The sequence below is a fragment of the Lacrimispora sp. genome, assembly GCF_047605665.1.
Lineage (GTDB): Bacteria > Bacillota > Clostridia > Lachnospirales > Lachnospiraceae > Lacrimispora.
Genome location: NZ_JASGFH010000006.1, coordinates 131,487 through 153,498, shown reverse-complemented (window position 1 = coordinate 153,498; position 22,012 = coordinate 131,487). Strand labels below are relative to the sequence as shown.

General features: G+C 46.2%; 21 protein-coding genes and 1 riboswitch. All 21 genes read left to right on the top strand.

Translation table 11 applies throughout. The features are described 5' to 3' along the window. The first annotated feature begins 74 nt into the window (after positions 1-74). The 21 genes from QM657_RS06705 (at position 75) to QM657_RS06605 (ending at position 21,990) form a co-directional block, all read left to right on the top strand. The gene (locus QM657_RS06705) at positions 75-704 is read left to right on the top strand and encodes a single-stranded DNA-binding protein (protein ID WP_415065823.1); all 630 of its coding nucleotides are present in this window, start codon (positions 75-77) and stop codon (positions 702-704) included. A gap of 111 nt (positions 705-815) precedes the next feature. Continuing rightward, positions 816-1,319: a cob(I)yrinic acid a,c-diamide adenosyltransferase gene (locus QM657_RS06700; protein ID WP_415065821.1), complete on the top strand. Its 504-nt coding sequence runs from the start codon at positions 816-818 to the stop codon at positions 1,317-1,319. Positions 1,320-1,348: 29 nt separating this feature from the next. Next, positions 1,349-1,523, top strand: a riboswitch (Lysine riboswitch). A gap of 109 nt (positions 1,524-1,632) precedes the next feature. Continuing rightward, positions 1,633-2,517, top strand: coding sequence for a 4-hydroxy-tetrahydrodipicolinate synthase (dapA, locus tag QM657_RS06695; protein ID WP_415065820.1), 885 nt, complete (start codon positions 1,633-1,635; stop codon positions 2,515-2,517). Positions 2,518-2,546: 29 nt separating this feature from the next. Next, entirely contained in the window at positions 2,547-3,305 is a 759-nt protein-coding gene (gene dapB, locus QM657_RS06690) for a 4-hydroxy-tetrahydrodipicolinate reductase (RefSeq protein ID WP_415065819.1), read from the top strand. Between the two features lie 74 nt (positions 3,306-3,379). Beyond that, positions 3,380-3,646 (top strand): hypothetical protein, encoded by a 267-nt coding sequence (locus QM657_RS06685; RefSeq protein WP_415065818.1) that lies wholly within the window; start codon positions 3,380-3,382, stop codon positions 3,644-3,646. After that, the gene (locus tag QM657_RS06680) at positions 3,647-3,775 is read left to right on the top strand and encodes a hypothetical protein (protein WP_415065817.1); all 129 of its coding nucleotides are present in this window, start codon (positions 3,647-3,649) and stop codon (positions 3,773-3,775) included. Between the two features lie 46 nt (positions 3,776-3,821). After that, on the top strand, positions 3,822-4,157 hold the full coding sequence (locus tag QM657_RS06675) for a hypothetical protein (RefSeq protein WP_415065816.1): 336 nt from the start codon (positions 3,822-3,824) through the stop codon (positions 4,155-4,157). A 146-nt stretch (positions 4,158-4,303) separates the two neighbouring features. Beyond that, positions 4,304-5,011 (top strand): phosphoribosylaminoimidazolesuccinocarboxamide synthase, encoded by a 708-nt coding sequence (gene purC, locus QM657_RS06670; protein ID WP_415065815.1) that lies wholly within the window; start codon positions 4,304-4,306, stop codon positions 5,009-5,011. 25 nt (positions 5,012-5,036) lie between these two features. Then, positions 5,037-6,479 (top strand): amidophosphoribosyltransferase, encoded by a 1,443-nt coding sequence (gene purF, locus QM657_RS06665; RefSeq protein ID WP_415065814.1) that lies wholly within the window; start codon positions 5,037-5,039, stop codon positions 6,477-6,479. A 118-nt stretch (positions 6,480-6,597) separates the two neighbouring features. Beyond that, positions 6,598-8,028, top strand: coding sequence for an adenylosuccinate lyase (purB, locus tag QM657_RS06660; RefSeq protein ID WP_415065813.1), 1,431 nt, complete (start codon positions 6,598-6,600; stop codon positions 8,026-8,028). Between the two features lie 68 nt (positions 8,029-8,096). Beyond that, positions 8,097-8,990 (top strand): LysR family transcriptional regulator, encoded by an 894-nt coding sequence (locus QM657_RS06655; RefSeq protein ID WP_415065812.1) that lies wholly within the window; start codon positions 8,097-8,099, stop codon positions 8,988-8,990. A gap of 100 nt (positions 8,991-9,090) precedes the next feature. After that, the gene (locus QM657_RS06650; protein ID WP_415065811.1) at positions 9,091-10,368 is read left to right on the top strand and encodes an adenylosuccinate synthase; all 1,278 of its coding nucleotides are present in this window, start codon (positions 9,091-9,093) and stop codon (positions 10,366-10,368) included. A gap of 422 nt (positions 10,369-10,790) precedes the next feature. Beyond that, positions 10,791-11,627 carry a MurR/RpiR family transcriptional regulator gene (locus tag QM657_RS06645; RefSeq protein ID WP_415065810.1) on the top strand — a complete coding sequence of 279 codons (837 nt, stop codon included), beginning with the start codon at positions 10,791-10,793 and terminating at the stop codon, positions 11,625-11,627. 21 nt (positions 11,628-11,648) lie between these two features. Further along, positions 11,649-11,981 carry a hypothetical protein gene (locus tag QM657_RS06640; protein WP_415065809.1) on the top strand — a complete coding sequence of 111 codons (333 nt, stop codon included), beginning with the start codon at positions 11,649-11,651 and terminating at the stop codon, positions 11,979-11,981. Positions 11,982-12,041: 60 nt separating this feature from the next. After that, positions 12,042-13,373 (top strand): PTS sugar transporter subunit IIC, encoded by a 1,332-nt coding sequence (locus QM657_RS06635; RefSeq protein WP_415065808.1) that lies wholly within the window; start codon positions 12,042-12,044, stop codon positions 13,371-13,373. Between the two features lie 34 nt (positions 13,374-13,407). Then, entirely contained in the window at positions 13,408-14,508 is a 1,101-nt protein-coding gene (locus tag QM657_RS06630) for a DUF871 domain-containing protein (protein ID WP_415065807.1), read from the top strand. Beyond that, entirely contained in the window at positions 14,505-15,392 is an 888-nt protein-coding gene (locus QM657_RS06625; RefSeq protein ID WP_415065806.1) for an N-acetylglucosamine kinase, read from the top strand. Before QM657_RS06630 ends, QM657_RS06625 begins: the two co-directional genes overlap by 4 nt. A gap of 19 nt (positions 15,393-15,411) precedes the next feature. Next, positions 15,412-15,720, top strand: a complete 309-nt coding sequence (locus tag QM657_RS06620; RefSeq protein WP_415065805.1) for a PTS sugar transporter subunit IIB — start codon at positions 15,412-15,414, stop codon at positions 15,718-15,720. 24 nt (positions 15,721-15,744) lie between these two features. Further along, positions 15,745-16,095, top strand: a complete 351-nt coding sequence (locus tag QM657_RS06615; protein ID WP_415065804.1) for a PTS lactose/cellobiose transporter subunit IIA — start codon at positions 15,745-15,747, stop codon at positions 16,093-16,095. Positions 16,096-16,116: 21 nt separating this feature from the next. Then, positions 16,117-17,010, top strand: a complete 894-nt coding sequence (gene murQ / locus QM657_RS06610) for an N-acetylmuramic acid 6-phosphate etherase (protein WP_415065803.1) — start codon at positions 16,117-16,119, stop codon at positions 17,008-17,010. 336 nt (positions 17,011-17,346) lie between these two features. After that, positions 17,347-21,990 (top strand): S-layer homology domain-containing protein, encoded by a 4,644-nt coding sequence (locus QM657_RS06605; protein WP_415065802.1) that lies wholly within the window; start codon positions 17,347-17,349, stop codon positions 21,988-21,990. The last annotated feature ends 22 nt before the right edge of the window (positions 21,991-22,012 follow it).

The following is a 22,012-nucleotide window of genomic DNA, read 5'->3' as shown; positions in this document are numbered from 1 at the left end:
TTGGGACATAAATTTAATAATAGCTGTGAGGCATATTGCAGCGGCAAATTAAGTGAAGGAAGAGGAGAAATACAATGTCAGAAAAAATGATTGAAAACAACAAAGTAAGCGTGATAGGAGAAATTATTTCCGGCTTCACCTTTAGCCATGAGGTATTTGGAGAAGGATTTTATATGGTGGATATTGCAGTTAACCGCTTGAGTGAACAGGCAGATGTCATACCATTGATGATTTCAGAGCGTCTGATTGATGTGGATGGGGATTACAACGGCCTGACCATTGAGGCCATCGGACAGTTCCGTTCCTATAACCGTCATGAGGGGACGAAAAACCGCCTGGTGCTTTCGATCTTTGTAAGGGAAATTCATTTCATAGAAGAATTTACCGATTATACAAAAACCAATCAAATTTTTCTGGATGGATATATATGCAAAGCTCCCATTTACAGGAAAACTCCCCTGGGAAGGGAAATTGCAGACCTCCTTCTTGCGGTAAACCGCCCATATGGTAAGTCAGATTACATACCCTGCATTGCGTGGGGAAGAAATGCCAGATATGCTTCCGGATTTTCAGTAGGGACCAGAGTCAAGGTGTGGGGAAGGGTCCAAAGCAGGGAATACACCAAAAAGCTGAGTGAAACCGAGTGCGAGAAGAGAATTGCTTATGAGGTTTCTGTCAGCAAATTAGAGTGTGACGAGGTATAACCTGAATTCCTTAAGAAAATGTTGCAAAATTATTAAAGTTATGATACGATAAGCAGGCTCTGAAGTAATACGGAAACGATCGCTTTTAAAGCTCTTATGAGGTGCAATAGGATGAATAAAGGTACAATACAGGTTATATGCGGCAAAGGGAAGGGAAAGACCACGGCTGCCCTTGGCATGGGAATCGAGGCTCTGACTAAGAACAGAACTGTCATTATGATCCAGTTTTTAAAGGGCTGTCCAGGAAAGGGTTCCCTGGATATTTTAAAACGCCTGGAGCCGGAGATGAAGATATTCCGGTTTGAGAAATCCGACGGTCTTTTTGAAGATCTTTCTAAGGAACAGCAGGAAGAGGAGCGAATGAATATCCGCAACGGATTAAACTTTGCAAAAAAGGTTTTATCCACCGGAGAATGCGACATTCTCATTCTGGACGAAATCCTTGGACTTTTGGACCAGAAGATCGTGGAAGCAGAGGAGCTGATCCGGCTGCTTCAGTTTAAGGTGGAGGAAATGGACGTCATATTGACCGGTAAGGTATTTTCCAAAGAGATCGAGCCTTATGTGGATAATATCCTGGAAATAGACCATCTTAAAGTTGACAACACAAAATAATAATGTTAGTATGGTGATATAATACATAATATAAGAGTAGAGGTTGCGTTGCTTATCAGTAGGCTGTCCGATGCATCAGGTGCAGGGGAGGATAGAGGAAAGGAAGAGACGCCGAAGAGTGGTATGGCCTGAACATATTCATTCTGGGCATATGGTTAAGAGCCATGTGACTGTCATCCGTCTGGATGGGGAGCTACTTAAAGAAAGACGATATCATTAATTCTGAAACTTTAAGAGCTGGCCCTGTCGCCAGCTCTGTTTTTCTTGGCAGTTTCGCTCATATGTATAAAAAATGAATCAGGAGGATAATATAATGGCAATTTTTGAAGGTGCAGGTGTGGCCCTTGTCACACCATTTAAAGAAAATGGGGAAGTAAACTATGAGAAGCTGGAGGAGCTGGTAGAGTTCCAGATTGCGGGAGGAACAGACTCCATCATTGCCTGCGGCACCACCGGAGAAGCGTCTACTATGACTCATGAGGAACATTTGGAGGTCGTGCGCTTTGTCTGTGAAGTGACCAAAAAGCGTGTTCCGGTCATTGCAGGAACCGGCTCTAATTGTACAGACACTGCTGTTTATCTTTCAAAAGAAGCGGAAAGACACGGTGCAGAAGGACTCCTTCTGGTGTCTCCTTATTATAATAAAGCTACTCAGAACGGACTGAAAGCCCATTTTAAAGCAGTTGCAGACCAGGTAAAAATTCCCATTCTTCTATATAATATACCGGGAAGAACCGGAATCAATATTGCACCGGAAACCATCGCAGACTTGTGCCGCAGCGTTTCCAACATTGTGGGAGTCAAGGAGGCCAGCGGAAACTTTACAGCCATCGCGGATCTGATGAATTTCTCCGACGGATGTGCTGATGTTTACTCCGGCAATGACGACCAGATCGTACCCCTTCTCTCATTGGGAGGAAAAGGCGTGATTTCCGTTCTCTCCAACATCGCTCCCGCCCAGACCCATGAGATCTGTGAGTCTTATTTTAAGGGAGATGTAAAGAGAAGCGCCAGCCTTCAGATCGCTGCCATTCCTTTGATCAATGCTCTGTTCTGCGAGGTGAATCCCATTCCCGTAAAAGCAGCTTTAAACCTCATGGGAATGAACGCAGGCCCGATGCGCCTTCCTCTTACAGAGATGGAGCCCCAGAATCAGGAACGTTTAAAGAAAGCCATGAAGGAATACGGAATTTTATAATTTTCAAAACGATACACATGGAGGAACACATGATTAAGATGATAATGCACGGCTGTAACGGGGCGATGGGCCAGACCATCACCCAGATTGCGGCAGAAGATGAAGACATTGTAATTGTTGCGGGAATTGACCCCAACAACACCAGACAGAATTCATATCCTGTGTTTCCGTCTTTGGAAGCCTGCGATGTCAAGGCTGATGTGATTGTGGACTTTGCCTCTGCAAAGGCGGTGGATGGCCTTTTGGAGTACAGCATAAGAGAGAAGGTTCCTGTGGTGTTATGCACCACAGGGCTTTCTGAGGAACAGAATGAAAGGGTATACAAGGCTGCCGGACAAGTTGCCATTCTTCGTTCTGCCAACATGTCCCTTGGAGTCAACCTGCTGATCAAGATGGTGAAGGAAGCAGCCCAGGTTCTTGCAGGAGCTGGCTTTGACATTGAGATCGTGGAAAAACATCACAATAAAAAAGTGGATGCCCCCAGCGGGACAGCCCTTGCCCTGGCTGATTCCATCAATGCAGCCATGGACCATGAGTACCATTACGTATGTGACAGAAGCACAAAGACCGAAGCCAGAGATAAAAAGGAAATCGGTATCCAGTCTGTCCGCGGCGGAACCATCGTGGGAGAGCATGATGTGATTTTTGCAGGAGCCGACGAGGTGATCACCTTTAACCATACCGCTTATTCCAAGGCGATTTTCGCAAAAGGAGCCGTATCCGCGGCAAAATTCCTGGCAGGAAAAACACCGGGACTTTACACCATGAAAGACGTGGTTCAATCATAATTTCAAAAAATTTCCACCATAATTCATCACTCCTTTACACATACTAATCATAGAAAATGAAAGGAGAATGTATTATGAAAAGAATGAAGTCTTATGTTTTTGCTCTTTTTGTCATTATGTCAGTGGTATTGTTAACCGCCTGCAATACTGCAAAAAATAACAATGGAACAAATGCAGCAGGAACCACCGCTGCAACCACTCAGACCACGGCTGCCGCTACCACAAAAGCCGACGTAAAAGTTGATGAATCCGCCAGCACAGGAGTTACAAACGATGTGGTGGAGGACGTAAAAAAGGGCGTTGACAAGGTAACCGGGGAAAGCACTACAAAAGCCCCATAAATGGAAAATGGCATTAAAAAAGAGCTTCAGGCAGAGATCGTGCTTGAAGCTTTTTTTGATATGGGATATAATAATAAAAAAGCATGTCTGCATTGCTCAAAGGCCGGCATTTCGGCCCGTTACCCCTAATATTCTATCATACATCCGGCCTGTGACGGCAGGGAGGTTTAATACTGTGACAGAAAATTACAACAGAAAGAAAAAACCGTGGAGAAAGCTGCGCTGGGCCCATGGATACAAAAAACACAGCCAAAACGGGCTCAGAAAAGGTCTTCTTTTCATGGCTTTTTTGGAGGCTGTCCTGATTCTGCCCATTTATGGAAAAGAGCTGGCCCTTTGGTCTGAAAAATATTTTTCCGTGGAAAAAGAGGCGTGGTCTGTTTCTGAAGAAGGCCATGAAGACCGGAAATCCGGGGAGACCAGGGAAAACGGATTTTCTTTAAACTGGAAGGAAGGGACTGTAAAGCTGTGGCAGAAGGTGGAGCAGGTGGTCTTGCAGGAACCGGATTGAGAACCAGAACCGTGTTTTGGTCATAAGTATTTATAATAACAAAACCAGTTGCAATCCTATTTTCAACGTATTATAATTTCTACTGAAATACTGTAGTTTTATTTGGAAAACTTATAAATCCGTTGAGAAAAGGACAGGTGGAATCCATGGAGAAAAAAGAGCTGCTGTACGAGGGAAAAGCAAAGAAGGTTTACAAAACCGAAGATCCGGATGTATTGATTGTTTCTTATAAAGACGACGCCACGGCATTTAACGGCCTAAAAAAAGGCACCATTTCGGGAAAAGGGGCCATTAACAACCGGATGACCAATTTTATTTTCCGGAAGCTGGAGGAAAAAGGCATTCCCACCCATCTGATCCAGGAGTTAAATGACAGGGAAACAGCGGTGAAGAAAGTGGAAATCCTTCCTCTTGAAGTCATTGTGAGAAATTATTCCGCCGGAAGCTTTGCTAAGAAGATGGGAATGGAAGAGGGCATCAAATTCTCCCGCCCGACTCTTGAATTCAGCTATAAAAACGATGATCTGGGCGATCCTTTTATCAACAGCTATTACGCACTGGCTTTAGACCTTGCCACCCAGGAAGAGATTGACGCTGTGACAGAGTACGCATTTCTCGTCAATGATGTGCTGAAAGAGTACTTTGACGGGCTGAACATTGACTTAATTGATTTTAAAATAGAATTCGGCAGATATCACGGCCAGGTCATACTGGCAGATGAGATATCTCCTGACACCTGCAGGCTGTGGGATAAGGACACCAGACAAAAGCTGGACAAGGACCGGTTCCGCAGGGACTTAGGCGGTACAGAGGATGCTTATGAGGAGGTATTTAGCCGCCTGGGAATCCAGTAAACATCACAGGGAAGGAAGACATCAAATGAATCAAGGATTGGATTTCGATATAGAAGGAAAGCTTCGTGAAGAGTGCGGCGTATTCGGGATTTTTGACTGCGACGGCGGTGAAGTGGCTTCCACCATTTATTACGGATTATTTGCACTTCAGCATCGGGGGCAGGAGAGCTGCGGAATCGCAGTCACGGATACGGAAGGCCCTAAAGGCAAGGTAAACGCATACAAAGGGATGGGACTGTGCAATGAGGTCTTTACGCCGGAGATCATAGAAAGCCTTCAGGGCAACATCGGAGTGGGCCATGTCCGTTATTCCACTGCCGGAAGCAGCACCAGGGAAAACGCCCAGCCTCTCGTTCTCAACTACGTGAAAGGCGCTCTGGCCATGGCCCATAACGGAAATCTGGTCAATGCGCCGGAGCTTCGCAGGGAACTGGAGTATAACGGAGCTATTTTCCAGACCACCATTGACTCAGAGGTGATCGCTTACCACATCGCCAGGGAGCGGGTGAAGACCAACTCCGTAGAGGCGGCGGCAGTCAATGCCATGAAAAAGATCGTGGGAGCGTATTGTTTGGTGATCATGAGCCCAAGAAAGCTGATCGGAGCCAGAGACCCCTTTGGGTTTAAACCACTCTGCATTGGAAAACGGGATAATGCCTATATCCTGGCATCGGAAAGCTGTGCGCTGGATACCATTGGAGCTGAGTTTGTCCGGGATGTGAGACCGGGTGAGATCGTGACCATTACGAAAAAAGGCATTTCTTCCGATACCACCCTCTGCCCGGAGGAAAAATCAAAGGAAGCCAGGTGCGTCTTTGAATACATCTATTTTGCAAGGCCTGACAGTGTATTTGACGGGGTCAGCGTCTACCATTCCAGGCTTTGTGCGGGAAGGGCTCTGGCCATGGATTCTCCGGTTGAAGCCGACCTTGTGGTGGGAGTGCCGGAATCGGGCCATGGGGCAGCCCTCGGCTATTCCCTTCAATCCGGAATTCCTTATGGAACGGCCTTTGTGAAGAACTCCTATGTGGGAAGGACATTTATACGGCCCAAACAGAGCAGCCGGGAATCTTCTGTCAGGATTAAACTGAATGTTTTAAAGGAGGCGGTGGCCGGGAAACGGGTGATCATGATTGACGATTCCATTGTGCGTGGAACCACCAGCGCCATCATCGTCAATATGCTCCGGGAAGCAGGAGCAAAAGAGGTCCATGTCCGGATCAGCGCGCCTCCATTTCTCCATCCCTGCTACTTTGGAACCGATATTCCTGATGAAGAGCAATTGCTTGCACATAACCGGACCGTGGAGGAAATCCGCGATCTGCTGGGAGTCGACTCCCTGTCTTACTTAAAACTGGGGCGTTTAAGCGAGCTGGCAGAGGGACTCCCCATATGCACGGCCTGTTTCAGCGGAAATTATCCGATCAATCCTCCCAAGGAGGATATCCGGGGAGAATACATAAGATAAGAGGGTTGCCTCTGCAAAATGGGGATTGCTGTGAAAGCAGTCCCGCTTTTTTCTTCCCATGAATCGAAAAATATGCTATGATAAGCAGGAAATCAAAACCAAGGAGGAATAGGAAAGGATGACAGACAGATATCAAAGTCCGCTCTCAGAGCGTTATGCCAGCCGGGAAATGCAGTATATTTTTTCCCAGGATAAAAAGTTTAAAACCTGGAGAAAGCTGTGGATCGCACTGGCGGAAACGGAAAGAGAACTGGGCCTTCCTATTACAGAAGAACAGATCGGGGAATTAAAAGCCCATCAGGATGAGATCAATTACGATGTGGCAAGACAGAGAGAAAAAGAGGTCCGCCACGATGTGATGTCCCATGTCTACGCATACGGTGTCCAGTGTCCGGGGGCCAAGGGCATCATCCATTTAGGAGCCACCTCCTGCTATGTGGGAGATAATACGGATATTATTATTATGACAGAGGCCTTGAACTTAGTCCGCAGAAAGCTGTTAAACGTCATCAGCCTGCTGGCCGGTTTCTGCGATAAATATAAGGACTTGCCTGCTCTGGCCTTTACCCATTTCCAGCCTGCCCAGCCCACCACTGTGGGAAAGAGGGCCACACTCTGGCTCCATGATCTGATGATGGATTTAGAAGATGTGGATTATTTGCTGAGTTCCATCCGCCTTTTAGGCTCTAAAGGAACGACAGGCACACAGGCCAGTTTTTTAGAGCTGTTTGACGGCGACATGGACAAGGTGAGAAAAGCTGATGATATGATTGCAGAAAAAATGGGTTTTCCGGGCTGCTATCCGGTTTCCGGTCAGACTTATTCCAGAAAAGTGGACAGCCGGGTGGTCAATGTGCTGGCAGGCATTGCCCAGAGCGCCCATAAATTTTCCAATGACATCCGCCTTTTGCAGCATTTAAAAGAGTTGGAGGAGCCTTTTGAAAAGCATCAGATCGGTTCTTCTGCCATGGCCTATAAACGCAATCCCATGAGGAGCGAGAGGATGGCTTCCCTGTCCAATTATGTGATGGCAGATGTGATGAACCCCATGCTGGTGTCATCGACCCAGTGGTTTGAACGGACTCTTGACGATTCCGCCAATAAGCGCCTCAGCGTGCCGGAAGGATTTTTGGCTGTGGACGGTATTTTAGACCTTTATTTGAATGTGGTGGATGGCCTTGTGGTTTATCCCAAGGTCATTGAAAAGCATTTGATGGCCGAGCTTCCCTTTATGGCAACGGAAAATATCATGATGGACGCTGTAAAGGCGGGAGGGGACAGACAGGAGCTCCATGAAAGAATCCGGGAGCTGTCCATGGAAGCCGGGCGGAATGTGAAGGAAAAAGGCCTGGATAACAATTTGCTGGAGCTGATTGCAGCAGATTCCTCCTTTAACCTTTCCCTGGAGGAATTAAAGGCGGGCATGGACCCTAAAAAGTATGTGGGATGTGCCCCGGCTCAGGTCACCGCTTATCTCGATGAAGAGGTAACCCCCCTTCTTGAGAAAAACAGGGAATTTCTGGGGATGAAGGCAGAGATCAACGTGTAAAGCTGTGCGGGCAGACTTTGTGTTTTTGAAAGGTCTGCCTGCCTTTTATTTTGATAGCAGGAGGAACCATGAACGGCAATCTGGAATATTATAAGGTGTTTTACCATGTGGCCCGTCTTGGGAGCATTACCCTGGCCGCAGACCAGCTCTGCATCTCCCAGCCGGCTGTCAGCCAGACCATCAGGCAGTTGGAGCAGTCTTTGGACAGCAGGCTTTTTTTGAGGACACCTAAGGGAGTCCGCCTGACCAGGGAAGGGGAAGTCTTTTACGATTATGTAAAAGCCGGTTTAGAGAATATCTGGAATGGGGAAACTGTACTAAAGCGGATGAGAGACCTGGATACGGGAGAGGTGCGGATCGGGGCCAGTGATATGACCCTTCAGTTTTATCTTCTGCCTTATCTGGAGCAGTTTCACGAGCTCTATCCCGGCATCAAGGTGACGGTTTCCAATGGTCCCACCCCGGAGACTCTCGGATTTTTGTATCAGGGTAAAATTGATTTCGGAGTGGTCAGCACTCCCTTTGAAGCCAGGGATCAGGTGGTCAGCACTGATGTGAAGGAAATCAGGAACGTGTTTGTGGCAGGGGAAAAATTCCGTCACCTGGAAGGAAAGGTGCTGGAATATGAGATTCTTAAAGAGCTTCCCTGCATTTTCCTGGAAAAACCCACCAGCACACGAATCTTTATGGACGATTATCTGGCTTCTCACAACGTGGTTGTGGAACCGGAATTTGAGCTGTCCACCAGCGACATGATCGTTCAGTTTGCCATGCGCAATCTGGGAGTGGGGTGCGTGATGTCGGAGTTTGCCCAGGCGGAGCTGGAAAAGGGGAACTTAATTGAGCTGAAATTCCGGGAGGAAATGCCAAGACGGCATTTTTCTTTGGTCACAGATAAGAAGCTTCCCATGTCCACGGCTGGAAACCGGCTTTTAAAGCTGATGATGAATGATATAAGCTGAAATTATGAATAATATAAATAATATTGATTTTACTTATGTCGCTCTTTGGGTTATCATAGGTCAGTAAAAGTTACTTTTCACTCGAAGGAGGAACAATTAAATGGTAAGAGCAATCGTAGGAGCTAACTGGGGCGACGAAGGAAAAGGCAAGATCACGGACATGCTGGCAATGGAATCGGATATCATCATCCGCTATCAGGGAGGCAGCAATGCAGGGCATACCATCATCAACAATTACGGTAAATTTGCCCTTCACCTTCTGCCTTCAGGCGTATTCTATAATCACACCACCAGCATCATCGGAAACGGCGTGGCACTGAATATTCCTTTTCTTGTCAAGGAAATTGACGATCTGGTGAGCAAGGGAGTTCCCAAGCCCCACGTTCTGGTTTCAGACCGGGCCCAGATTCTGATGCCCTATCATATTTTATTCGATGAATATGAGGAGGAGCGTCTTGGAAAGAAGTCCTTTGGCTCCACAAAATCAGGGATTGCACCATTTTATTCTGATAAATACGCCAAGATCGGTTTTCAGGTCAGTGAGCTTTTTGATGACGAAGTGTTAAAGGAAAAGATTGCCAGAGTATGTGAGACGAAAAATATTCTGATGGAACACCTTTACCACAAGCCTGCCATTGACCAGGAAGAGCTGCTTAATACTCTTAGGGAATACAGGGACATGGTGGCTCCTTATGTATGCGATGTATCCGCATACCTTCATCAGGCCATCAAGGAAGGAAAAACCATTCTTTTAGAGGGACAGCTTGGCTCCTTAAAGGACACAGATCATGGAATTTATCCCATGGTGACTTCTTCCTCCACACTGGCTGCATACGGAGCCATCGGAGCGGGAATTCCTCCTTATGAGATTAAAAATATTACGACGGTTGTTAAAGCTTATTCCAGTGCAGTGGGAGCGGGGGCCTTTGTCAGCGAGATATTCGGAGACGAAGCCGATGAACTGAGACGCCGGGGCGGTGACGGCGGAGAATACGGCGCTACCACCGGACGGCCAAGGCGTATGGGCTGGTTCGATGCAGTTGCCTCCAGATACGGCTGCCGGATTCAGGGCGCTACAGAAGCGGCTCTTACGGTTCTCGATGTTCTGGGATATTTAGATGAGCTTCCTGTGTGCGTGGGATATGAGATTGACGGAAAAGTCACAAAGGATTTCCCGACCACCACACAGCTTAATAAGGCAAAGCCGGTGTATACCGTTCTTCCGGGCTGGAAGTGTGAGATCAGGGGAATCAAGAAGTATGAGGACCTGCCGGAGAATTGCAGAAATTATATTGAATTCATTGAAAAAGAGCTGGAAACTCCTATTACCATGGTGTCCAATGGTCCGGGGAGAGATGAGATTATATATCGGAAATAAAGTTTGTATCCTTCCCACCGGAAAGCCGTTTTTTATCCGTTTGGGAATGAACTGAAAAAGAGAAACTTTTTAAGCAGAGCAATTGGGATTAATAGTCCTGTTGCCCTGCTTATTTTTTTACTTTTGAATATTTCATTCATTCTCAGCCCTTTTATTTTCTCTCCTGTTCATTTCCCTGCTCCCAAAAACGAGAAAAGTAAAATGTGATCAGGCACATGAATGACAAAGAATTAAATTTTTAGAAGCACCATTCCCGCATCTGCGGTACAGAAATTTAAAAAGTGGACTGTAACAGGACGGCAGCAATTTATGCATTATATACAAAAATAAATATATTATTCATTATTTTTAACATATTGAATTAACCATTCACATGTGTTATGATGATGTTACCGAAATAAAAAACGTTTGGGAGGTAAACTATGGAAGGATTATTATATGTCATTCAGCAGGAGAAAGATTATCTCAGTAAAAACAATAAAGTAATTGCGCAGTATCTGATTAAAAATGTTCAAAATATTGTCTGGATGTCTGCCGAAGCGCTGGCTAAAGAAATCGGAGTCAGTCAGGCAGCGGTCACACGGTTTTGCAAGCAGTTTGGATTTGATGGATTTGCTCAGCTTAAAATTGCATTATCACAGGAAATCCCTGTTTACGATGAGAAAACATTTTATGACAATTCAGAGGATTTTAAAAATAACATAGCGAAAGCGCTGTTAAACCAGAATATTGCTTCTTTTCAGGATACGTTTACGATGCTGAACCAGGAAGACATCTTAAAGGCTGCCCAGTTGTTGAATAAATCCAGAAAAATCATCTGTGCCGGAATCGGCGTGAGTGATTTTGTGGCTCAGGATATGGTGGGCAAATTATTGAGAATCCAAAAGGATGTTGTCCATTACAATGACAATGACTGCAGAAAAATCGCAGTATCAAATTTAACAGAGAATGATTTGCTTTTTGTGGTTTCCTATTCCGGCAGAAAAAAAGAAATGCTTGAGCTTGCGGAAATTGCAAAGAAAAATGGAGTGCCTATCATAGCCCTGACCAGGGTAGGGGAAACTCCGCTGTCAGAACTCGCAGATATTTCCTTTGGAGCCGCATCCTTAGAGAAGGAATACCGTGCAACCGCCACCACTTCCAGAATCATGCATTTTTACATTGTTGACATTCTTTTTTACACCTATGGATTGTTTTACAATGAGAAAACCTTTGAGAGTCTTTATAAGACCTATGAAGTAGTAAATAAAGAAAACTAGACAGAGAAAGGAGAGAATAATTTGAAGCAGTCCAAGCAAAAGTCAATGGAACCCCTCCATGTTCCGGATAATACGATAAAAATGTTCAGCTTAAAAGGCGCCTTGATCTTCGCTTTCACCTGCCTGATCGGGACAATGGTGGTACCGGCCCTGCTTGATCTGGCTGGAATTGGCTGCAAGATAACCACAGTAGTGAGTACATCGCTTTTTGGCAGCCTGGGAATCTGCTATGTGCGCAACTTTGTTGACAGCAAAAAGGGTGTATCAAAAGGTCTTATGGTGCAGTTTTTGATTTTCTTTTTGGTTTTTTTTACCATCAGTTATTATTGGATATTTTATCAATATTTCATTTAACTGAATGAATCAGAATATTTTATTTTCAAATAAAATATAAAAAAAATTTAGGAGGACATTATGTTAGAAAAAATTACAAATGTTATGATCAAGCTTTCGCAAAACCGCTATCTCCGCGCAGTACGAGACGGTATTGTGGCAACCCTTCCATTGATTATGGTCGGCTCCCTTTTCCTGATTATCGCATTCCCGCCTCTGCCGGCCGATTGGGGAATTGCTGTTTGGGCAAAGGCAAATGCAGCAACAATTCTGCTCCCTTATCGAATGACCATGTTTATTATGTCGATCTATGCAGTCATTGGATTAGGGCATAGTCTGGCAAAGTCATACGATCTCGACCCTGTTTCCGGTTCTATTATTGCCACCATCGGATACTTGCTGACAATTATGCCCCAGATTGTTGGAGAAGTCTGGGCAATTGAACGGATTGTTGACGGAGAGACTATCCGCGTTATTGTGGACAAAGGTACGGAAGGTGCCGTGATGCTCCAGAAAGGGCTGGGCTTTGTGACGCCGATGGCAAATCTGGGCTCTGCCGGACTGTTTGTGGGCATGATTGTCGGAATTATTTCAGTGGAAATCCTCAGATTTACGACAAAAAATAACATCACCATTAAAATGCCCGACTCAGTACCTCCTTCTGTTGCCAGATCCTTTGAAGCAATTGTGCCAACTTTATTAGTTACCTTATTGGTTTCCACAATTGTTTACTGGCTGAAAATCGATGTACACGGTTTGATCAGTATTGTGGTAAAACCGCTGGTTTCAGCTACGGATTCTATTTTTTCCGTATGGCTTCTGGTTATTTTGATCACGTTATTCTGGTCATTCGGAATCCATGGAGTTTCCATCATAGGCGCTCTTGCAAGACCGGTATGGCTGATTTTACAGGAACAGAACGCTGCAGCATTAGCCGCTGGGCAGGCCGTTCCAAATGTGGCTCCGGAAACATTCTTCCAGTGGTTTATCTGGATTGGAGGAGCCGGTGCAACCATTGGTCTGGCAGCTCTTCTGGCATTCCGTTCCAAATCAGAGTTTGGAAAAGCTTTGGGAAAAACAGTTTTTTTACCTGCGGTATTTAATATTAATGAACCGATCATCTTCGGTACTCCAATCGTATTAAATCCGATTTTAATCCCCCCATTTATTCTGGCACCTTTAGCAAATGCCACAATCGCTTACATAGCAATCAGCACCGGCATGGTGAATAAACTGGTGGCATTGCCGCCATGGACCCTTCCAGGGCCGATTGGTGCCTTTATTGCAACAGGAGGAGATTTCAGGGGAGTTATTTTAAATATTTTGTTGATTATCCTGTCAATTGTTATTTACTACCCATTTTTTATAAAGTACGATTCCAAGCTTTTAGCGGAAGAGAAGGAAAGTCATTGATAAGACCGCTTAAAGCGGCAGAATGGAGGAAATTATGAGGAAACTGGGAATATCGATCTATCCCGAAAAGAGTGATAAGCAGGAAGTGCTTGACTACATTAAGAAAATGAGTGAACTCGGTTTTAGCAGAATATTTTCCTGTTTATTATCTGTAACAAAGGCAAAAGAAGAAATTATAGATGAGTTTAAAGAAATTAATACCTTTGCCAAAGAATGCGGATATGAGGTGATATTGGATGTCAGCCCTAAAGTATTTCATAATTTTGGAATCAGCTACAATGACCTGTCCTTTTTTCATGAACTGAATGCAGATGGAATCCGCCTGGATTTAGGGTTTAGCGGTTCAGAAGAAAGCATTATGACCTTCAACCCGTATGGCTTGAAAGTGGAATTAAATATGAGCCAGGATACACATTATCTGGATACGATCATGGATTATCAGCCCAATCCATACTATCTGATTGGCTGCCATAATTTTTACCCTCATAATTACAGTGGGTTGAGTTTGGAGCATTTTGACAAATGTACAGAGCGTTTTAAAAGGTACGGTTTAAATACCTCTGCGTTTGTCACCTCCCAAAACCGGGATACCTTTGGGCCCTGGCCTGTGACGGAAGGTCTTCCCACGTTAGAGGCACATAGAAACTTACCCATTGATGTACAGATGAAACACTATATAGCAATGGGGCAAATAGATAATATCATTATTTCCAACTGTTATCCCAGCCCTGAGGAATTGGAAAGAATCAGTAAGGTCAATTTGAATCTGGTCAATTTAAGCGTGTGCCTGGAACCTGATATCACAGAAACGGAAAAAAAGATTGTTTTGGAAGAGCTGCATTTTAACCGGGGAGATATATCGGGAAATCTGATTCGCTCCACTCAGCCCCGTGTGAAATATAAAGGGGAAGCATTTCCGGTGCATCACGCTCCTGAAATACTTAAGCGGGGAGATATTGTCATTGAAAGCAGCGAATACGGGCATTACTGCGGAGAGCTGCAGATTGTGGCAAATGAAATGAAGAATTCCGGAAAGTCCAATGTGGTCGGCCATATTTCCCGGCAGGAAGTATTTTTAATCGACTGTATCAAACCCTGGCAGAAGTTTGTATTTACAGAGGATGAAGCTCAATGAATTATATCGGAATCGATGGCGGAGGGACAAAGACCCTGTTTCGTCTGTCGGATGAGAACTTAAATACCATAAAAGAAATTGAATTGGGGACCAGCCACTTCGGTCAGGTCGGATACGGCAGGATGAAAGAAATTCTGCAGCAGGGAATCAACGGACTGTTAAATTATTCCAGCAATGAAACCGTTCTTTCCTTTGGCCTGGCAGGTTACGGTGAAGTGGCTGAGATACGCCGGAACATAGAAGAAGTGATCAAAGATGTCGCTGCAGAGCATAAGTACGTTCTGCACAATGATTCCCAGATTGCCGCATTTGGCGCTTTAGGCGGCAAAGAGGGAATTGTCATGATCGCAGGGACCGGTTCTATTGCAGTGGCTTATAAAAATGGAAAATGGTACAGAAGAGGCGGTTTTGGTTATTTGATTGATGACGGAGGGTCTGCCTATGACATTGGGAAAAAAGCCCTGAAAATGTATGCCAGGATGTCAGAGGATATGATGGAAAAAGATGTTTTATTTGACTTGATTACAGCACATTATTCTCTGTCAGAGCCTGCTGATTTAATCAGGGTCATGTTTGATCATGTACAAACCGTACGGACAAAAACCGCTGAACTGGCAGGTTTGGTCTATGAAGCCAGCCTGGCGGGAAGCCAGACCGCAGAGCGGCTGTTTCGGGAGGCCGCCCTGGAGCACTCTGTTTACATCAAATCATTAAAAGAGTTATTTGATCGGGAAGTCCCGATCTCTTACATCGGCGGAGTATACCGGGCAGGGGATAAAATCCTTAAGCCATTGGAAAGCCAAGGCATTCTTATGCAGCATCCCGTATACGATTCATGTGCCGGAGCCGTGCTGCTGGGAAAAGAAACTTTTTGTAAATCGTAAAAAGAACGGAGAATTTATTATGAAAATTTACTTGTTTTGTTCAGGAGGAATGTCAACCTCTTTATTGGTAACTAAAATGCGCCAGGCAGCGCTGGCAAAGGGAATGGAGCATGAAATTGAAGCGTTTGCGGAATCCACCACAGGCAAGTTAGGCCCGGAAGCGGACATTGTTTTGCTGGCTCCACAGATAAAGTTTCGTGAAGCGGCAATCAGGAAAGAGTTGGCCGGGAAGTTCATTCAATGCATCAATATGCGTGACTACGGGCTGATCAATGGAGAGAATGTTTTAAATGATGCCCTAAAAGGATATGAGGAATTTGTGAAATAATGGGTTAGCTGAAAGGAGAAGAACATGGATCATATAAAAGAGGAAATCCAGCTTATCGCCTGTCAGATTGTTGCGGCAGTGGGCGGAGCCAAGAGTATGTATATAGAGGCCATAAACCTTGTAAAACAGGGAAGAGTGGAAGAGGCCAGGGGAAAAATGAAGGAAGGCCGCGATCTCTATATGGAAAGCCATACCCATCATTTCAGCCTGATTCAAAAAGAGGCCGGCGGTGAAGATATTCCCTTTTCGCTGATTTTAATGCATGCAGAAGATCAGATGTTAAGTACAGAAATTGTTGAACTGATGGCCTCTGAACTGATAGGAGTGTATGAAAAGATGACATTTTCTCAAAATGTGCAGAACCAGGAAGCTTGATGGCGTAATAAGGAGAAATATATGTTAGAACATTTAAAAACAGAGCTCAGAAACAGCAGAACAACGAATATTGATGTGATGTCAGCCTATGAAATCTGCAGATTGATGAATGAAGAGGACCGGAACGTGCCTTTGGCGCTCGCAGAGGCATTGGGCGAGATATCCAAGGCAGTTGACTGTATCACAGCCCAATATAAAAAAGGCGGCAGAATTATTTATATTGGCGCAGGCACCAGCGGCAGATTAGGTGTATTGGATGCAGTGGAATGTGTGCCCACCTTTGGTGTTTTTCATGATTCAGTCATTGGAATTATTGCAGGAGGGGATGCTGCGTTCTTTAAAGCGGTAGAAGGGGCAGAGGATTCTAAGGAACTGGCGGAGGAAGATTTAAAAAATATCAGTTTAAATAAAAATGATGTGGTAATCGGTATTGCGGCCAGCGGAAGAACTCCTTATGTAATCGGTGCTCTGGAGTATGCCAATTCTGTTGAATGCAACACGGTTTCGATTGCCTGCAATAAAGACTCTGAGATCGGAAAGCTGGCCGGCATCGCCATTGAGGTGGATGCAGGCAGTGAAGTGCTGACCGGGTCCACAAGGCTTAAGGCAGGCACTGCACAAAAATTAATTTTAAATATGATCTCCACTGCCACCATGATATTAAACGGCAAGGCATATAAAAATCTTATGGTAGATGTGCTGATGACCAATGAAAAGCTGAGGGAGCGCGGGCGTACAATCGTAATGGAAGCCACAGGTGTCGATTACGACACAGCGGATGAGGCGATCAAACAGGCGGATAATCAGGTAAAGGTCGCTATCGTTTCCATTTTAAAAGGCTGTCCGCCTGATGAGGCAAGACAGGCATTGGAACAGAGTGACGGTTTTGTCAGAAAAGCAATTGAATTAAATTAGTCAGCAGGTATAAGGTGTTTCTGACAGCGCTTTTTGTTGAGAATAAGAAAAAATAATGGAGTGTTCTTCATGCAGAAATATCATGAAGAGCACTTTATTTATGGGTCATGATAATCCCGTGTAAATGAAAAATAAATGTACAGTGTACAATATGAAAAATTTATTCCGCACCTTACAATGAGTATGTAAGGTGTATTTTTATGCCCCCACACAATATGAGATACGGAAAAATAGGAAAGAGGGAAAACATATGGCGGGTAAGTGAGCATGGCTGAAGCAAAAATTATCTTCGATGCAGGCTTTGGAGACAACACTTAAAATGGAGGTATGAGGAAAATGAAACGAAAATGGAAACAAATCGGCAGTTTGTTCATGGCATTATGTATGGTAATTACCATGCTGCCCATGACAGCCTTTGCCGAAAGGGATGAGGCGGATTCCGGCACGTCTTTGAACGTAAGCGGAACGATTACCGCCTTTGCAGAAATGGATGAAGAGGTGTCGCGACAGACGGTGGAAATCGGCACACCGGAGGAAGAGTTGAATCTGCCGGATGAACTGGCGGTAACTGTAACCACCATTTCCGTTATCGCATCCGATGAAAGTGACAATGAAACCGCGACAGACAGCGAGGCATCGGAACCGGAAACATGGGAAGAAACAAAGGAAACCACTGTTCAGGTGTCTGACTGGACTGCTGACCCGGTCTATGATGAGAATGCCACAGGAGAGTACGTATTTACTCCTGCTCTGGACTTACCGGAAGGGTTAACGGTATCAGAGGATGTGAGTGCTCCTCAAATTATTGTGAATACGATTCCTGCATTGGAAGCGAAGCTGTTCCTGCGGGGAGCAGGTGCGCTGAGTGGTGATGAAACCACACTGGATGTCAGCCAGTTATCAGGGGATGTCAACGGTTCAATGTGGGAATACGATAGTGACAACCAGATTCTTACGGTTATAGGAGGTGACGGGAGCAATACTTTTACGCTGACTGGGACCGGGGGATTCAAGCAGATTGTGGCCCCAGGTAATGTGAATTTATTGTTTGACAGCAATGCCGATATCACGGTTAATTCTAATAATCTTGAAGCCGCTATTTCGACTCAAGGCGATATTACCTTCTACGGCTGTACGGTGAATGCAACTAGTTTTTTGGGATGCATTAAGGCCGCTTCGGTCAACGTGGAGGGAAGCACCACAAGTCTCAATGTTGAGAGCAAAGGCGCAGCAGGTATAATTGCCACAGGAGATATTACGTTTTCCGGCGGCACGGTTACAGTGAAGTCTGGAAACATTGGTGTCAGCGCAATATATACAGATCTGAACAGTGGCGGCGATATTACAATCACTGGCGGAAACATTACTGCTAAAACTCCTGGACCTGGCTCCGGCTTCTCCATTCATGCCGATGGGCAGCTTACTATTTCCGGCGGAACTGTATATGCACCTCAGAAATTGCATGCAGAATCAACAAGAACGATCAGCGGCGGCAGCATCAACAGTGACAGTGATGTTTCCCCGCAAAACAGCGGCAAAGTACTGGCACTGGCCGAGTTGACAGGATTGCCCGCTAATGAACCTGTAACGGAAATCACAGCGCCTGCAGGTTATGGTATCAATGATGTTGTGACCGATGACGGCGGCAATCTGTACTTTTGGTTACCGATAGACACACTGGCAGAAATCGCTCTGACGGTGGAGGGACGTGAGTATACAGGCGGAGTCACTCCGGTGGAAGACGTGCGCACCCCAGTTGCAATGGTAACCACCACAGCCCCCACCATAACCGTCACTACCTACCTCGAATTGAAAGCTGCACTGGAAGGCAATGACAGTGAAATCATTGTGGTAGGGGATAATTTTGAAGTTACAGACGCAATTTACATGGGTGCAGACCACGAACTCAGGGTTCCTTCCGGAAAAGTCCTTAGCTTTACTTACCTGAACTATAAGAGTGGACGTATTCTTTTTGGTACAAAGGACACTCCTGCCGACTATACCCTTACAATAAACGGCGGAGGTACGCTGGAATTTGGAATGGGTACCTACCGTATTGGCTCAGTCCGCGCTTTACATCATGAAGAGCCAGTCAGCTATGGAACAGTGAATCTCTCCGATATTCGTGTAGAGAACTCTGGAAACGGCTTTTGCGTCAGGAACTTAAATATTAACGACGGCGCAAAAATTACCGGTGAGGGCGATCTCGTGGGCACCACCATTGCAATTGACAGGAACCGTACCTGCACGGTCAATACCGGCGGAGAGGTGGAAATCAAAAATCATGGTACGAGCGGCATTTTATTAGAGGGTACGCTGCATATAAACGGAGGTACCGTGACGCTGGAACAAGGGAAAAAGGTGAATGACACATCCAACCTGGAGCCTGCGATTGATGCCGTGCCGGGCAGCACGCTGAAAATCACCTCCGGCACATTAAAGGGCATGTCGGGAGGCTATATTTACTTGTATGAAGGCGCAAAAGTTCAGAGCGTTTCCGGTAAATTCAGGGATTGGGGTCATGCGTTTACAGCGAGCAACGAAGTGACCGTTGGCCCTTATGGCACCAATTTATCATCATCAGGTCTGACAAAGGGCGCCTACCTCTGGGAGGAAGCGAACAACGCATTCGCACAGCATGGAATCACCGTCAGCCAGGAGCCGCAGAGTACCTCCTTCACTGTTGGGGCAATTAACGGCACCCTATCGGTAAATGCTGCAGCCAGTAACTCAAATCCGGTCACATATCAGTGGTATGTGTCCGATACACCTGACTCCTATTGGCTTTATGGCGCCCCCATCCCCGGCGCTGATACCAGTACGTATACCATTCCTGCTGATTTGACAGAGGGGACATATTACTATTACTGTTCCTTCAAGGCATCCGGTTGTCTGGAGTTAATAAGTGACCCTGCCGCCATCACTGTCTACGGTGCTTCGATCCCCACCTATTTGCTGACCGTAACAGGCGGCACAGGAGGCGGAAGCTATGCAGAAAATGCGAAAATTACCATTACGGCTGATGCGGCGCCAGCGGGCAAGGTATTTGACAAGTGGGTGTTGACCAATGGCGGAGGTACTCTTGCAAACGCCTCCGATCCCACCACCGCCTACACCATGCCCGGAAATGCGGCAACGGTCACAGCTGCCTATAAGGATGTGCCGGCAGGCACCTACACAATTACAGCCAGCGCAGGCAATGGCGGCAGCATTTCGCCCAGCGGCACACAGACCGTGAACGGCGGTTCCAGCAAAACCTTCGTGATTTCGCCAAACAGCAATTACAGCATTGCCTCTGTCACGGTAGATGGAGTCAATCAAGGCGTAATCAGCAGCTATACCTTTAACAATGTAACTGCCAATCATACGATCTCTGCAGTATTCAGCTATAGCGGCGGAGGAAATTCAGGCGGCGGGTCAGATGATAACGACGGAAACACAGATGGCTCAGGTGGCAGCGGAAATTCAGGAGGCGGTTCGGGCGGCAGTTCAGGCGGCAGTCGCGGCACTTCTGCACCTCCTCCATCCGCTTCCACCCCAGCAACAACCCCTGTCACAGCAACTCCCGGAACCAACGGTACAGCCATTGCAGAAATTCCCGATAAGGCCATCACAGATGCCATCGCAAAGGCTCAGTCTGATGCAAAAGCACAGGGCGGCACATCAAACGGAACTGCCATTGCCCTGGATATCGCCATGCCAGACGGAACCAACGCTCTGACTGCAACTCTGACCTCAAATTCCCTGAACAGCCTTGTCGGCTCAGGAGTAACAAGCCTTGTATTGAACGGCGCCCCTGTCAAGGTTGCATTTGACTTAAAAGCCTTGCAGGAAATCCAGAAACAAAGCAATGGAACAATCAGCATTACTATGGCCCCCAATACCAGCCTTTCCGCTTCAGCACAGGCCATAATCGGCTCAAGGCCGGTGTATGACCTGACCGTGAGTTATGGCAGCGGCAATACTGTTTCAGGCTTCGGCGGCGGTACGGTTACAGTTTCCGTCCGCTACACACCGGACAGAAATGAATCAGTGGGCAGTCTGTATGCAGTTTATGTGGACGCAGCAGGCAATGCTTCCCGCATCGCAGGCTCGGCCTATGATGCCAATAGCGGAAGCGTGATATTCACCACCACACATTTCTCACTGTATGGCATAGGCTACACGGCACCAAGAGCTCAATTTACCGATACCGCAACACATTGGGGCAAGGAGGCCATTGACTATGTAGTCGGCAGAGGGCTTCTTTCCGGCATTAGCGCAACCACTTTTGAGCCTAATACTGCCATAACCCGCGGAATGCTGGCAACAGCCCTGGGCAGAATGTCTGATGTAGATGTGACGGTTTATACAGGGAACAGCTTTACCGATGTAAAAACTGATCGTGAATACCGCCCCTATATTGAATGGGCATACAAAGAGGGCATCATGCAGGGTGCAGGAAATCAGCAGTTTGCCCCGGATCGTGCAATCACCCGTGAGGAAGCTGCGGCCATTTTCGAAAACTATGCAAAAGCCACAGGCTACAAGCTGCCGGTAACCCGTGAAGCTGCTGTTTATGCAGACGCTTCCAGCATCGGCAGTACCTGCCAGACAGCGGTAAAAGCTATGCAGCAGGCGGGCATCGTGATGGGCGGCAGCGGCAATGCGTTTAACCCGAAATCCAATGCCACACGCGGAGAGGTTTCTTCCATGATCCACCGCTACGTCAAGCTGACTATTGACCCGGCCACCGCCCAAGGCTGGGCTCAGAACGATGCCGGGCAGTGGTTTTACTACAAAGGCGGTAAGACCCTGATCGGCTGGCTGGATATCGGCGGTAAATGGTACTATTTTACAAAGGATGGCCTGATGGCATCCGGCAAGTGGCTCCAGATTGAAAGCAAATGGTATTACTTTTATGCCGACGGAACTCTCGCTGTAAACACCAGAATCGACGGTTTTGAAGTGGATGAAAACGGCGTGAGAAAGACAAATTAAACGCAGATACTGACAAAGCAAA